Annotated in this window: 15 protein-coding genes, 1 pseudogene and 1 riboswitch; of the genes and pseudogenes, 9 read left to right on the forward strand and 7 right to left on the reverse strand. The window is 69.0% G+C overall.

All coding sequences use genetic code 11. The features are described from left to right. Window positions 1–73 precede the first annotated feature (73 nt). Both OG452_RS22435 and OG452_RS22440 read left to right on the forward strand, forming a co-directional pair. Complete coding sequence (locus OG452_RS22435) at window positions 74–352, forward strand: MoaD/ThiS family protein (protein ID WP_327297378.1); 279 nt, start codon at window positions 74–76, stop codon at window positions 350–352. Window positions 353–360: 8 nt separating this feature from the next. After that, window positions 361–1,311: a PLP-dependent cysteine synthase family protein gene (locus OG452_RS22440; protein ID WP_327297379.1), complete on the forward strand. Its 951-nt coding sequence runs from the start codon at window positions 361–363 to the stop codon at window positions 1,309–1,311. 83 nt (window positions 1,312–1,394) lie between these two features. Here OG452_RS22440 and OG452_RS22445 read toward each other — a convergent pair whose 3' ends face one another. Then, window positions 1,395–1,892: a type II toxin-antitoxin system PemK/MazF family toxin gene (locus OG452_RS22445; protein ID WP_327297380.1), complete on the reverse strand. Its 498-nt coding sequence runs from the start codon at window positions 1,890–1,892 to the stop codon at window positions 1,395–1,397. A gap of 223 nt (window positions 1,893–2,115) precedes the next feature. Between OG452_RS22445 and OG452_RS22450 the strand changes: the two genes are divergently transcribed. Further along, entirely contained in the window at window positions 2,116–2,868 is a 753-nt protein-coding gene (locus OG452_RS22450) for an MBL fold metallo-hydrolase (protein ID WP_327297381.1), read from the forward strand. Window positions 2,869–2,898: 30 nt separating this feature from the next. On the opposite strand, the gene OG452_RS22455 is transcribed toward OG452_RS22450, so the two are convergent. Then, entirely contained in the window at window positions 2,899–4,161 is a 1,263-nt protein-coding gene (locus OG452_RS22455) for a PTS transporter subunit EIIC (protein WP_327297382.1), read from the reverse strand. 187 nt (window positions 4,162–4,348) lie between these two features. Between OG452_RS22455 and OG452_RS22460 the strand changes: the two are divergent. From OG452_RS22460 to rdgB, 3 genes and pseudogenes are all read left to right on the forward strand, one after another. Next, a pseudogene (locus tag OG452_RS22460) lies at window positions 4,349–4,624 on the forward strand (glucose PTS transporter subunit EIIB); the annotation flags it as partial. 96 nt (window positions 4,625–4,720) lie between these two features. Continuing rightward, complete coding sequence (gene rph, locus OG452_RS22465; RefSeq protein WP_327297383.1) at window positions 4,721–5,446, forward strand: ribonuclease PH; 726 nt, start codon at window positions 4,721–4,723, stop codon at window positions 5,444–5,446. A gap of 101 nt (window positions 5,447–5,547) precedes the next feature. Continuing rightward, complete coding sequence (gene rdgB, locus OG452_RS22470; protein WP_327297384.1) at window positions 5,548–6,150, forward strand: RdgB/HAM1 family non-canonical purine NTP pyrophosphatase; 603 nt, start codon at window positions 5,548–5,550, stop codon at window positions 6,148–6,150. A gap of 136 nt (window positions 6,151–6,286) precedes the next feature. Here the strand turns inward: rdgB and OG452_RS22475 are convergent, their stop codons facing one another. The 4 genes from OG452_RS22475 to bcp form a co-directional block, all read right to left on the reverse strand. Then, the gene (locus tag OG452_RS22475) at window positions 6,287–7,132 is read right to left on the reverse strand and encodes an HNH endonuclease signature motif containing protein (RefSeq protein ID WP_327297385.1); all 846 of its coding nucleotides are present in this window, start codon (window positions 7,130–7,132) and stop codon (window positions 6,287–6,289) included. Further along, complete coding sequence (locus tag OG452_RS22480; RefSeq protein ID WP_327297386.1) at window positions 7,129–7,755, reverse strand: HNH endonuclease signature motif containing protein; 627 nt, start codon at window positions 7,753–7,755, stop codon at window positions 7,129–7,131. Before OG452_RS22480 ends, OG452_RS22475 begins: the two co-directional genes overlap by 4 nt. A gap of 154 nt (window positions 7,756–7,909) precedes the next feature. Continuing rightward, window positions 7,910–9,406 carry a glycine betaine/L-proline transporter ProP gene (proP, locus tag OG452_RS22485; RefSeq protein WP_327297387.1) on the reverse strand — a complete coding sequence of 499 codons (1,497 nt, stop codon included), beginning with the start codon at window positions 9,404–9,406 and terminating at the stop codon, window positions 7,910–7,912. 192 nt (window positions 9,407–9,598) lie between these two features. Continuing rightward, on the reverse strand, window positions 9,599–10,066 hold the full coding sequence (gene bcp, locus OG452_RS22490; RefSeq protein ID WP_327297388.1) for a thioredoxin-dependent thiol peroxidase: 468 nt from the start codon (window positions 10,064–10,066) through the stop codon (window positions 9,599–9,601). Between the two features lie 138 nt (window positions 10,067–10,204). Here bcp and OG452_RS22495 point away from each other — a divergent pair, with 138 nt between their 5' ends. From OG452_RS22495 to OG452_RS22505, 3 genes are all read left to right on the forward strand, one after another. Beyond that, complete coding sequence (locus OG452_RS22495) at window positions 10,205–10,534, forward strand: DUF3618 domain-containing protein (RefSeq protein ID WP_327297389.1); 330 nt, start codon at window positions 10,205–10,207, stop codon at window positions 10,532–10,534. Between the two features lie 85 nt (window positions 10,535–10,619). Continuing rightward, the gene (locus OG452_RS22500; RefSeq protein WP_327297390.1) at window positions 10,620–10,955 is read left to right on the forward strand and encodes a GroES family chaperonin; all 336 of its coding nucleotides are present in this window, start codon (window positions 10,620–10,622) and stop codon (window positions 10,953–10,955) included. A 53-nt stretch (window positions 10,956–11,008) separates the two neighbouring features. Then, window positions 11,009–11,076, forward strand: a riboswitch (guanidine-III (ykkC-III) riboswitch). Window positions 11,077–11,105: 29 nt separating this feature from the next. Beyond that, a complete protein-coding gene (locus OG452_RS22505; protein ID WP_327297391.1) occupies window positions 11,106–11,426 on the forward strand; it encodes a DMT family transporter in 321 nt (106 codons plus the stop codon). Between the two features lie 24 nt (window positions 11,427–11,450). Here the strand turns inward: OG452_RS22505 and OG452_RS22510 are convergent, their stop codons facing one another. Continuing rightward, window positions 11,451–12,671 (reverse strand): GDSL-type esterase/lipase family protein, encoded by a 1,221-nt coding sequence (locus tag OG452_RS22510; RefSeq protein WP_327297392.1) that lies wholly within the window; start codon window positions 12,669–12,671, stop codon window positions 11,451–11,453. Window positions 12,672–12,719: the final 48 nt, after the last annotated feature.

Consider the following 12,719-nt stretch of genomic DNA (forward strand, 5'->3'; position numbering starts at 1 on the left):
CCCCACCACCGGCATTACCGGCACCACGCGCGCTGCCGCGCCCTCCGCCTCACCACCCGACAGGAGCCCAGCCATGGCCATCGAGGTCCGCATCCCGACCATCCTCCGCACCTACACCGACGGCGCCAAGGCCGTCGAAGGCAGCGGTGACACCCTCGCCGCCCTGCTCGCCGACCTCGAAACCCGGCACAACGGCATCCGCGAGCGCATCGTCGAAGGCGAGCAGCTCCGCCGCTTCGTCAACGTCTACCTCAACGACGAGGACGTACGTTTCCTCGACGGCATCTCCACCAAGCTGGCCGACGGCGACAGCGTCACGATCCTTCCGGCCGTGGCCGGCGGCATGGTCTGAGCCCCCTGATGCGATACGACTCCCCGCTCGCAGCGGTGGGCAATACCCCGCTCGTACGGCTCCCGCGCCTGTCCCCCTCAGACGACGTCCGGATCTGGGCCAAGCTGGAGGACCGCAACCCGACCGGCTCGATCAAGGACCGCCCCGCACTCCACATGGTCGAACAGGCCGAGAAGGACGGCCGGTTGACCCCCGGCTGCACCGTCCTGGAGCCCACGTCCGGCAACACCGGCATCTCGCTCGCCATGGCGGCCAGGCTCAAGGGCTACCGCATCGTCTGCGTCATGCCGGAGAACACCTCGCAGGAACGCCGCGACCTGCTCACCATGTGGGGCGCGGAGATCATCTCCTCACCGGCGGCCGGCGGCTCCAACACGGCCGTACGCGTCGCCAAGGAACTCGCAGCCGAGCACCCCGACTGGGTGATGCTCTACCAGTACGGAAACCCGGACAACGCGGGCGCGCACTACGCGACCACCGGCCCGGAGATCCTCACCGACCTGCCGTCCATCACCCACTTCGTGGCAGGTCTCGGCACCACCGGCACCCTCATGGGCGTCGGCCGCTATCTGCGCGAGAACGTCCCGGACATCAACATCGTCGCCGCCGAGCCGCGCTACGACGACCTGGTCTACGGTCTGCGGAACCTGGACGAGGGCTTCGTCCCCGAGCTGTACGACGCATCGGTGCTCACCACCCGCTTCTCGGTGGGCAGCGCGGACGCGGTGACCCGCACCCGTGAACTGCTCCAGCAGGAAGGCATCTTCGCGGGCGTATCGACCGGCGCGGCCCTCCACGCGGCGATCGGCGTCGGGAAGAAGGCCGTCAAGGCGGGAACCCCGGCGGACATCGTCTTCGTCGTGGCGGACGGCGGCTGGAAGTACCTGTCGACCGGCGTCTACACCGCCCCTACGACGGAAGCGGCCATCGAAACGCTCCAGGGTCAGCTCTGGGCCTGAGCTGTCGGCTGTCCGGGCGGCGGCCGGACCACTCAGGTCCGGCCGCCGCCCGTTGTCACACCCCGCCGTACCCGGCGCCGTACCTACCCAGCCAGATGCCGCACCCGGTTCCACACCGCCGGGTCCACCTCGCCCGCCCATCGGCGGAACTCCCGCACCCCGACATCCCGCAGCTCGTCCGTCTCCAGAAAGCTCCGCCGGTCCCGCGCGTCGCCCACGGCCCCCGCCGGCAGCGCGATCACCCCGGGCCGCTCCTCGTGGTGCTTACTGGTGATCTTGGCGACCAGGGCCGCGTCACCCCGTACCGAGAGCACCAGACACGGCCGGTCCTTGCCGCCGGGCCCGTCCTCGTACGGCACGAGGGCCCACCAGATCTCGCCCGCCCGCGGCACCCGCCCCGGCCGCCCGGCCCGCTTCGACGGCCGCCCCGCCGGTGCCCGCGGCTCCAGGCCGCCGGTACGCCCCGGCGGCCGCTGCCGCCCCCGCGTCCGGCGCCCGCCGCGCGCCCGCCCGTCGACGACCGAGGCGACCAGGGCAACCACCACCACAGCTATCAGCGCCAGCAACCACGTCGTATCCATACCCAGGACCGTACCGGTGCGGTCCCCAGCCCCCTGCGCACCGCCGTAACAGGGCCGCGCAGTGCCGCGCCGCCCACCCGAACCGGTGACAGCGCAGGTGAGTTCCCCCACAACAGGGTCCTGTGGAGGAGCGGCCACCGCTCCCGCGCCTTAGGCTCGACGGACCGCTTCGGCGTCCTGCCGGGCGTGCGGGGCCCGGCCCGTCCACGGAGGTTCCCACTCCATGAAGCTCACCGTCGTCGGCTGCTCGGGGTCGTTCCCATCCGCGGAATCGGCCTGTTCGAGCTACCTCGTAGAGGCCGACGGCTTCAGGCTGCTCCTCGACATGGGCAATGGCGCCCTCGGCGAGCTGCAGCACTACTGCGGTCTCTACGACCTCGACGCCGTCTTCCTCAGCCATCTCCACTCGGACCACTGCATCGACATGTGTGCGTACTTCGTCGCGCGCTACTACCGGCACGATGGCGGTCGCTGCCCCGCGATCCCCGTGTACGCGCCCGAGGGCGCGGCGGAACGCCTGACCACGGCGTACGCGGACACCCCGTCCTCCTCGTCGATGGGCGAGGTCTTCGACTTCCGCACCCTGAAGTCCGCCTCGTTCGACATCGGCCCGTTCTCGGTACGCACCGAGAAGGTCCGCCACCCGGTCGAGGCCTACGCCATCCGGATCGAACACGGCGGCAGCTCACTCACGTACTCCGGGGACACGGGCGTCTGCGACCCGCTGCACGAACTGGCCGTGGGCGCCGACCTGTTCCTCTGCGAGGCGTCCTTCACGCACGGCAAGGAGGACGTCGCCGACCTCCACCTCAACGGCCGCGAGGCCGGCGCACACGCGGCGCGCGCCGGGGTGGGCCGCATGGTGCTGACCCACATCCCGCCGTGGACGGACGCCAAACGAAATCTGGCGGACGCGCGGGCGGTGTTCGACGGGCCGGTGGAGCTGGCCAAGCCCGGCGCGGTGTACGAGATCTGAGGCGTACGAGAACTGACCCGCGGCGCGCGCTCACGCCTTGGTGACGTCCTCGACGTCCTCCTCCGGCTCGCGCCCCGGCGTCAGCACGTTGAACTTGGTGATCACGAACCGGAAGACCACGTAGTACACCACCGCGAAGCACAGGCCGATCGGGATGATCAGCCAGGGTTTCGTATCGAGGTGCCAGTTGATGACGTAGTCGATCAGACCGGCCGAGAAGCTGAACCCCGCATGGACCCCCAGGGCCCAGGTGATCCCCATCGACGCACCGGTCAGCAGCGCGTGCAGTCCGTACAGCAGCGGCGCGGCGAACATGAACGAGAACTCCAGCGGCTCGGTCACCCCCGTCACGAACGACGTCAGCGCGACCGAGATCATCAGACCCATGACCTGCTTGCGCCGCTCCGGGCGCGCACAGTGCGCGATGGCCAGGGCCGCCGCCGGCAGACCGAACATCATGATCGGGAAGAAGCCCGACATGAACTGCCCGGCGTGCGGGTCGCCCGCGAAGAAGCGGGTCAGGTCGCCCTGCACCACCGAACCGTCTGCCTTCGTGAAACTGCCCGCCTGGAACCAGAAGAACGTGTTCAGGAACTGGTGCATACCGATCGGAATGAGCAGCCGGTTGGCCACACCGAAGAGCGCCGCCCCCCAGGCGCCCAGATCGATCAGATGCTTGGCGAACCAGGTCAGCGCGTCCCCCACCGGCTGCCAGAGCAGACCGAACACCACACCGAGCGCGGCACAGATGAAGGCCATCAGGATCGGCACAAGCCGGCGGCCGTTGAAAAAGCCCAGCCAGTCGACCAGCCGGGTGCGGTGGAACCGCTGCCAGACGATCGCGGTCAGCAGTCCGATGAGGATGCCGCCCAGAACACCCGGATTCTGCGGCAAACCGGCCGGAAGCGCCTTCGTCACCGTCCCGCCGATCGGGAACGCGCTCAGGACGCCGTGGTAGACGAGGAAGCCGGCGACCGCGGCCAGCGCCGTCGAGCCGTCCGACTTCTTCGCGAAGCCGATCGCGACACCGATACAGAAGAGCAGCGGCAGACCGAACGCCCCGTCAAGGATCGCGGTGCCGCCCGCCGTGAAGACCTTCGCGGTCTTGTCCCAGAAGGCGCCGTGCAGATACGCGGTGAAGAGGTTGCCGAGACTGACGAGCAGACCGGCCGCAGGCAGTACCGCGACGGGCAGCTGCAGACTGCGGCCGACCTTCTGCAGGCCCTGGAAGAGGCCGTTCCACCACTTCTTCGCCGGTGGTGTCTGTGGCACGGCCGCGCTGCTGGTGCTCATTCGGCGTCCTCCTGGCGTCGGCCCTGCTGGTGGTCCCCGTACATGGCTACGGACCACCTACGGCGCGATCAGATGCTGTGCTCCGGGCGCTGCACCAGTGATCGCCATCTTCCGAGTCGGCACGGTTGCCCGCCCGTATAAGTGGGCCAATCGTGCGTTACCTTGACGAAACGGACCGGAGAGACGGGCCGCCAGGAACACTGCCGCCAAGAACACTCAGGAGTCAGACATGGCCACTAAGGCTGAGAAGATCGTCGCGGGGCTCGGCGGCCTCGACAACATCGAAGAGATCGAGGGCTGCATCACCCGGCTGCGCACCGAGGTGAAAGACGCCTCCCTCGTGGACGATGCCGCGCTCAAGGCCGCAGGCGCCCACGGCGTCGTCAAGATGGGCACCGCGATCCAGGTCGTCGTCGGCACCGACGCCGACCCCATCGCGGCGGACATCGAGGACATGATGTGAACGGATGAGGCGCCGCCGTCCGGGACCGGTGGCGGGCCCCCGCCCCGTCGCCGGTCCCGGGCGTCCCTCCCCACCGCGGCCGATAGGCTCGGCCCCATGTCTCGTATCGACGGCCGCACCCCCGAAGAACTCCGCCCGGTCACCATTGAGCGCGCCTGGAGCAAACACGCCGAGGGCTCCGTCCTCATCTCCTTCGGCGACACCAAAGTCTTCTGCACCGCCTCCTTCACCGAAGGCGTACCGCGCTGGCGCAAGGGCAGCGGAGAGGGCTGGGTCACCGCCGAGTACTCGATGCTCCCGCGCTCCACCAACACCCGGGGCGACCGCGAGTCCGTCCGCGGCAAGATCGGCGGCCGCACCCACGAGATCTCCCGCCTCATCGGCCGCTCGCTGCGCGCGGTCATCGACTACAAGGCGCTCGGCGAGAACACGATCGTGCTCGACTGCGACGTCCTCCAGGCCGACGGCGGCACCCGCACCGCCGCGATCACCGGCGCTTATGTCGCCCTGTCCGACGCGGTCACCTGGGCACAGTCCAAGAAGCTCATCAGGTCCGGCCGCAAGCCGCTGACCGACACGGTCTCCGCGATCAGCGTCGGCATCGTCGACGGAACGCCGCTCCTCGACCTCCGTTACGAGGAGGACGTACGCGCCGAGACCGACATGAACGTCGTCTGCACCGGCGACGGCCGTTTCGTCGAGGTCCAGGGGACGGCCGAGGCCGAGCCCTTCGACCGCAAGGAGCTCAACGCCCTGCTCGACCTCGCCACCGGCGGCTGCGCCGACCTCACCGCGCTCCAGACCGAGGCGCTCGGCAAGTAACGGAGCACCCCGTTCCGCGCCTCCGGCGCCATGAGGAGACGGAAGGGGGGACGGACGGGGCGCGCGGTATGCCGCCCTGTCCGCCCCCTGATACTGGACGTATGACCCGTCTGATCCTCGCCACCCGCAACGCCGGGAAAATCACCGAACTCGAAGCGATCCTCGCCGACGCGGGCCTGCCTCACGAACTGGTCGGCACGGACGCGTACCCCGAAGTCCCAGACGTCAAGGAAACGGGCGTCACCTTCGCCGAGAACGCCCTGCTGAAGGCCCACGCCATGGCACAGGCCACCGGCCTGCCCGCCGTGGCCGACGACTCGGGCCTCTGCGTGGACGTACTGAACGGCGCCCCCGGCATCTTCTCGGCCCGCTGGTCGGGCACCCACGGCGACGACGAGGCCAACCTCCGCCTGCTGCTGGCCCAGCTCTCGGACATCGACGACCCGCACCGGGGCGCCCACTTCGCCTGCGCGGCGGCCCTGGCCCTCCCCGACGGCACGGAACGAGTGGTCGAGGGCCGCCTCCCGGGCACCCTCCGCACCACCCCGGCGGGCAGCGGCGGCTTCGGCTACGACCCGATCCTCCAGCCGTCGGGGGACACCCGCACCTGCGCGGAACTCACGGCAGCGGAGAAGAACGCGATCAGCCACCGGGGCCAGGCGTTCCGCGCTTTGGTACCGGCGGTTCGGGAGCTGCTGGGCTGACGGCAGAAGGGTGTGACCTCCACGGGGGAGGTCACACCCTTCTGTCCGGTGCGCCCGATCGGATTCGAACCGATATACACGATCACCTAAAAATCGTCGCTCACCGGGTGGCGTACGGGCGCAGACCAGAAGAACTTTACTTCGTTCCGCGGAGTGATGCGGAGCGGTTCGCGAACGTAACCGTCTGGCTGTGACATGACGGGCACAAGTACCGGAGGTTCTCGCGGCGATTGTCCAGCCGGTCGCCGTTGGTGTGGTCGATCTCCAGCACCAGTCGTCTGCCCTGCCAGATGTCACCGATCCCGCACTCGGCGCAGATGTGCGGGACGTCCAGGTCGTCGAGCGCGCGGCGTAGTTTCACGGTCTTCGTCCGGGGCGAACCGGGGGCCTGCTGTCGCAGGATTTCGTCGGCCGATCCCCGGAAGGGCGAGACTGTGCCACGCGCGTGCCCCTGGCCGGTGAAGTGCTCAGTGGAGATTTCGTGCGCGGCAAGGCTTCTGCTGACGCGGGTCCTGGCTGCGCCCGAGTTCTCCTGCCCGAGCCCTCTGAGGACGCCGGCCAGACTGACGGACTGGGCGACCACTGTGGCGAGTGGCTCACGGGGAAGCACGGGCGGGCCGTGTTTGCGCCCGCTGCGGAAGTGCGATGTGTCGATGCCGTAGCGTTCGAGTTTGGTGCTGATAAGTCCGTACGGGCTGTCGCTCGGCGGATAGCCCAGGTACTCCATCATCTCCCGGATGCTGTACGAGTGTGCGGCCGCGTCTTCGAGCAATTGCCGTGAGTAGCTGCGTCTTTCGCGTGCAGGGAGCGGCTCGTCGGTGAAGTGCGGGGTGCCGATGCCGTAGTACTCCAGCCGGACGCGCAGGTAACGCAGGGTGCGGGCGTCCATGGGGGAGCCCAACCGGCGCATCAGATCAACGAGGCCCGTGGAGACGGCCGCGGTCCTGGCCAGCAGATCTCGCGAGTACCTCGACGTGCTCATGTTGCTGCTCCCCGCCTGCGTCCGCGATAAGTGTCCGTAACCGCATGGCAGTTAGGACACATGAGCCGCAGGTTCCCGGGATCGTTGTTCCACCATTCGCCATTGATGTGGTCGACTTCGAGACGGAGCGGGCGGTTGTTCCATTCCGGGCCGGTGCCGCATCGCGCGCAGCGCTCTGGTATCCCCATCCGCAACAGTTCGCGGCGCAGGCGTTCACCTGGGACTCTGCCTTCGTCGGGGGGCCGGACCGTCAGGACCTGGTCTCGCGGGCGCTGAGGGCCTCCGCTCCGGCGCTTCGCGAAGTGCGAGATGTCGATTCCGTACGCCTTGATCCGGCGCCCGATATGGGTATGGTTCCCGCCGACGGGGCTGATGCCGAGACGGCAGAGCACCTCCCGGATGCTGGTGGAGGCGGCGACTGCCGTCCGTAGCTTCTCCTCGGTGTGGCGCACCCACCGGTCCGGGAAGTGGGAGGTATCCACCCCGGCCTCTGCCATCTTCCTGCGCAGATAGCGTCTGCTGCCCGGCGTCGCTGTGCCGCCGCACCAGCGCACCGCGTCGTCCCAGTTGTCTGCCTCGCGAGCCGCTTCCTCCAGCAGTTTGCGGGTGTACCTCGCCGCCATGGCTCCACTCCGTTCCCGGTCACGCGTTCGTGACCTCGTACGGAGTAACGAACCGCTTGCCCGACCGTCACGTACGGGAAGCGGAGCGGCCCGTACCGGCTGGGGGCCGGTACGGGCCGTCGGGGGAGCCGGGGGTGTGGCTTCCGGGGGTGGGTCAGAAGCGGGGTTCCGGGGCCTGGGCCTCGACCATCTCCGCCGCCTCCTCCTTCGTCTCCACCGAGGGAGGCGAGCCCTCCAGGGGCTGCTGGGCGGTTTCCTTCATGCAGAGCACCGCGATCACACCCACCAGCGCGGCCCCCATGGCGTAGAACGCGGGCATCAGGTTCGTGCCCGCCAGGCTGATCAGTGCGGTGATCACGAACGGCGTCGTGCCGCCGAACAGGGACGTCGAGAGGTTGTAGCCCACCGACAGCGACCCGTACCTGACCTGCGTCGGGAACAGCGCCGGGAGCGCCGCCGACATCGTGCCCAGCATGCACACCAGCGAGAGGCCCAGCATCGCCATGCCGATGATGATCGCCGGGACGGAGCCCTGGCGGATCAGCAGGAAGGCCGGGAGCGACAGGACCAGGAAGCCGAGCATCCCCGCCATCAGGAGCGGTTTCCGGCCGAAGCGGTCGTTCAGTTTGCCGACCCGGTTGATGATCAGCATCAGGGCGACCATGACGCCCAGCAGGATCAGCAGGCCGTGTGTGTCGCCGTAGCCGAGCTCGTCCGAGAGGTAGGTCGGCATGTACGACAGCAGCATGTAGTCCGTGATGTTGTACGCGCCGACCAGGCAGATGCAGAGGACGAGGGCGCGCCAGTGGTCCCGGAAGATCGCCTTGAGGTCGCCCTTGGCGGTGGTCTCGACGGCGTCGGCGGCCTCCCCGGCGCCCACGTTCTCGCCGGTCAGCCGCTGGAAGGCGGGCGTCTCGTCCAGTCTGAGCCGCAGATAGAGCCCGACCATGCCCAGCGGGCCCGCGACCAGGAACGGGACGCGCCAGCCCCAGCTGTCCATCCCGCCGGAGCCGACGAGCGTGGTCATCAGGGTGACCAGGCCGGCCGCGCCCACATATCCGGCCAGCGTGCCGAACTCCAGGAAGCTGCCGAAGTACCCACGGCGCTTGTCCGGTGCGTACTCCGCGATGAAGGTCGACGCGCCGCCGTACTCGCCGCCGGTAGAGAAGCCCTGCACCAGGCGGAAGAAGATCAGCAGGACCGGTGACCAGAAGCCGACCGCCGCGTACGAGGGAAGCACCCCGATCGCAAAGGTTCCGATCGCCATCATGATCATGGTCATGGCGAGGACCTTCTTGCGGCCGATCTTGTCGCCCATCGGGCCGAAGACCATGCCGCCGACCGGCCGGATCAGGAACGCGACCGCGAAGGTGGCGAACGACGCGAGCAGCTGGACCGTACTGCTTCCCCCGGGGAAGAAGACCCGGCCGATCGTGGCCGCGAGGTAGCTGTAGATGCCGAAGTCGAACCACTCCATGGCATTACCCAGGCTGGCCGCCTTCACCGCCCGCTTGATCGCTGCCTCGTCCGTCACCGTGATGTCGGTGCGGCGCAGTCGCGGGTTCTTCCGCCGGTCGATGACGCGGAAGAGATCGCGGTGGCGTCTGACCGCCGCGGGGTCGGCGGCGGGCTGGTGGCCAGTGTCCGCCATGGTTGTCGTCCTCTCTGTGGGCATACAAAAACACGCAGGAGGCTCTTCTGCACAGCGATGGCGATCGCAAACCAGGGCTCCGTAGAAATGGGACCTTGGTCACGTATTTTCCGCGGATACCGGCCGCTTCGGCAACTTGTCGGTCCCGGCGGGCTGCCGGGACCGCCGGGTCGCCGGGCCCGTCGGGGGGTCTCAGATGCCGAGATCCTTGATGATTTTGGCTACGTGGCCGGTGGCCTTGACGTTGTAGAAAGCGTGTGCGACCTTGCCGTTCTCGTCGACGACGAGCGTCGACCGGATGACCCCGGTCACCGTTTTGCCGTAGAGCTTCTTCTCTCCGAATGCGCCGTACGCGGCGAGGGTCTCCTTGGACGGGTCGCCGACCAGTGTGACCTTGAGGGATTCCTGCTCGCGGAATTTCGCGAGCTTCTCCGGCTTGTCCGGTGAGATCCCGATGACGTCGTACCCGGCACCGGCCAGAAATTCCAGATTGTCCGTGAAGTCGCAGGCCTGCTTGGTGCATCCAGGGGTGAGCGCCGCCGGGTAGAAGTACACGATGACTTTGCGGCCCCGGTGCGCGGCGAGTGAGATCTCGTTGCCGTCCGCGTCGGGCAGGGTGAAGTCGGGGGCGGTGTCGCCGGGCTGCAGTCGCTCGCTCATCAGGCTCTCCTCGGGAGGATCGGTGACCGTGAGGTACGGATGGGGCAGAGCGTAATAGGGGTGCCGCGGGGTGCGTTCCCGCTGGAGCTGACAGACTGTCGAGCAACGACTACCGGACACGACCACGGAGGCAGCGCAGTGTCGGATGCCACGGATGCCAGGACCCCGGCGCAGATCGAGGCGGACATCGAGACCCGGCGTGCGGATCTCGCGGACACGCTGGACGAGATCGGTGTGCGGCTGCACCCCAGCACGATCATCGGAGACGCCAGGGCCAAGGTCACATCGGCCGTCGACCAGACCGCGGGGCGCGCGTTCGTCGCGCTGAACCGGGCGGCGAACGGTGTGCGGGCGCAGTTCGTGACGGCGGACGGCGCACCGCGGCTGGAACGCGTGATCCCGGTGGCGCTCCTCACGGTGGGTGTGGTGGGTCTCTGCGTAACGGCGAAGCGGCGGCGGAGCTGCTGACCCGTCCGGCCCGGTGGCCGGCGGGTGGCCCGCGGTGCGGACCCTTCGGTGAACGCGGCGCTCCGGGCCAGGTAGGTTCGAGCCTGTGAGCGAGAACACCCACGACGACAAGCTGCCCATCCGGATGCTGCACGACCGCGTGCTGGTCAAGTCCGACAGCCCGGAGGGCGAGCGGCGCTCCGGCGGCGGCATCCTGATCCCGGCCACCGCCGCTGTAGGCAAGCGGCTGGCCTGGGCCGAGGTGGTGGCCGTCGGGCAGAACGTGCGGACCGTGGTGCCGGGGGACCGGGTGCTGTACGACCCGGAGGACCGGGCCGAGGTGGAGGTCCGGGGGGTGGCGTACGTCCTGATGCGGGAGCGCGATCTGCACGCGGTGGCTTCGGAGCGGGTGTCCGACGATTCCACCGGGCTGTATCTGTAGCGCGGCCCGCCGCTTTCCGCCTGCTGCTCCGCCCGTGGTGTCCCGCACGGTTTTGCTATCGTGGGACGGACCCCGACGAGACGCGCCGTACCGGGCAGATCGACTGTAAAGACGACGCACCCTGCTGATCCGTCTCGCGGAGGTGCCGTCATGGCCTGGATTCTGCTCGTCGTCGCCGGTCTGCTCGAAGTGGCCTGGTCGATCGGGATGAAGTACACCGAAGGTTTTACGAGGCTGTGGCCCAGCCTCTTCACCGGCGTGGGCATTGTCGCGTCCATGCTGCTGCTGTCGCAGGCGGCCAAGACCCTGCCGATCGGTACGGCGTACGGCGTCTGGGTGGGCATCGGCGCGGCAGGTGCGGCGGTGCTGGGCATGGTCGTGCTGGGGGAGCCGGCCACCGCCGCCCGGATCTTCTTCGTCTGCCTGCTGCTGGTCGCGGTCGTCGGCCTGAAGGCGACGTCCGGGCATTAGGGCCCGTTCCGCAGGGCCGGGGTCTCAGGTGCGGCGGGCCGTGAACGGTCCGTCCGTTCCGAAGGCCAGCTCGGCGAAGCGTTCGCCGATGCGACGGTGGGCCGCGGCGTCGGGGTGGAGCTGGTCGGGCAGCGGCAGTTCGGCGGAGTCCGCCTCGCCGTACAGCTCGTTGCCGTCCAGGTAGTGCAGATGGGGGTCGTCGGCGGCCCGCTGCTCCACGATGCGGGAGAGCTCCGCACGGATGATGGTGAGCGTCAGCTTTCCGGCGGCGCGCTCCGCCGGGTCGCCGGTGGCCCGGAAGCCCAGCGTCCCGTTGCTGAAGTCGGGGGCGGAGGGCCCCGGGGTGTCCTCGTGGATGGGGCAGTGGATCGGTGAGACGACCAGCAGCGGTGTGGTCGGGTGTCCCTCGCGGATCGTGTCGAGGAAGCCGTGCACGGCGGGGGTGAAGGCGCGCAGCCGCATCAGGTCGGCGTTGACGATGTTGATCCCGATCTTGACGCTGATGAGGTCCGCCGGGGTGTCCCGCAGGGCGCGGGCCGTGAACGGGTCGAGCAGGGCGCTGCCGCCGAGCCCGATGTTGATGAGCTCCGCGTCGCCGAGTGAGGCGGCCAGCGCGGGCCATGTCGTGGTGGAGCTCTCGGCGTTGGAGCCGTGGCTGATCGAACTGCCGTGGTGCAGCCACACCTTGCGGCCGCCGGCCGGTACGGGCCCGACGGGGGCATCGGTGCGCAGCGCGACAAGTTCGGTGACCTCGTTGTACGGCAGCCAGATCTCGATGTCCTTGAGCCCGGTCGGCAGACCGGTGAACCGGACGGTGCCGGCCGGCCCGGGGTGGGTCTCCGCGGCACCGGTGACCAGGTCGACCAGCCGTACGTTGCCGCCCGTCACGCTCGCCCGGTCGGTCAGGCGGCCGTCGACGAGCAGGTCGTACAGCCCGTCGGGGCGGGGCGGGGCGCCCTGGTAGGCCATCTTGGTGCGGAGCGTGTCCAGTTCGACGGTGGCGGCCCGGGTACGGATGACCAGCCGCACACCCGACGGCTGGGCCTCCGCCATGGCCAGTTGCCCGTCGGAGTACTGGGCTCGGGCCCGGGCGGGCAGCCGGTGCGGCAGGAGGCCGTGCTCGGTACGTTCCAGGTCGAGGGCGCCTCGTATCAGGTCCGCGGTGATCGGCGTGGTGACGAGCGTGCTGATGGGCGTGTTGATCCGTGCGGCGTCGCTGTGCGCTTCGTTGTGCTGGGAGTTCATGGTCCCAGCCTGTCAACCGGGTTGCTGATCCGCATCCTTTTCAGCCGC

It is taken from the genome of Streptomyces sp. NBC_01197 (genome assembly GCF_036010505.1).
In the GTDB taxonomy this organism is placed as follows: domain Bacteria; phylum Actinomycetota; class Actinomycetes; order Streptomycetales; family Streptomycetaceae; genus Streptomyces.

What these genes read in the sequence shown, in the direction of transcription:
- OG452_RS22435 (WP_327297378.1), top strand. Translation starts at nt 74, where the DNA reads ATGGCCATCGAGGTCCGCATCCCGACCATCCTCCGCACCTACACCGAC.
- OG452_RS22440 (WP_327297379.1), top strand. Translation starts at nt 361, where the DNA reads ATGCGATACGACTCCCCGCTCGCAGCGGTGGGCAATACCCCGCTCGTA.
- OG452_RS22445 (WP_327297380.1), bottom strand. Translation starts at nt 1,892, where the DNA reads ATGGATACGACGTGGTTGCTGGCGCTGATAGCTGTGGTGGTGGTTGCC.
- OG452_RS22450 (WP_327297381.1), top strand. Translation starts at nt 2,116, where the DNA reads ATGAAGCTCACCGTCGTCGGCTGCTCGGGGTCGTTCCCATCCGCGGAA.
- OG452_RS22455 (WP_327297382.1), bottom strand. Translation starts at nt 4,161, where the DNA reads ATGAGCACCAGCAGCGCGGCCGTGCCACAGACACCACCGGCGAAGAAG.
- rph (WP_327297383.1), top strand. Translation starts at nt 4,721, where the DNA reads ATGTCTCGTATCGACGGCCGCACCCCCGAAGAACTCCGCCCGGTCACC.
- rdgB (WP_327297384.1), top strand. Translation starts at nt 5,548, where the DNA reads ATGACCCGTCTGATCCTCGCCACCCGCAACGCCGGGAAAATCACCGAA.
- OG452_RS22475 (WP_327297385.1), bottom strand. Translation starts at nt 7,132, where the DNA reads ATGAGCACGTCGAGGTACTCGCGAGATCTGCTGGCCAGGACCGCGGCC.
- OG452_RS22480 (WP_327297386.1), bottom strand. Translation starts at nt 7,755, where the DNA reads ATGGCGGCGAGGTACACCCGCAAACTGCTGGAGGAAGCGGCTCGCGAG.
- proP (WP_327297387.1), bottom strand. Translation starts at nt 9,406, where the DNA reads ATGGCGGACACTGGCCACCAGCCCGCCGCCGACCCCGCGGCGGTCAGA.
- bcp (WP_327297388.1), bottom strand. Translation starts at nt 10,066, where the DNA reads ATGAGCGAGCGACTGCAGCCCGGCGACACCGCCCCCGACTTCACCCTG.
- OG452_RS22505 (WP_327297391.1), top strand. Translation starts at nt 11,106, where the DNA reads ATGGCCTGGATTCTGCTCGTCGTCGCCGGTCTGCTCGAAGTGGCCTGG.
- OG452_RS22510 (WP_327297392.1), bottom strand. Translation starts at nt 12,671, where the DNA reads ATGAACTCCCAGCACAACGAAGCGCACAGCGACGCCGCACGGATCAAC.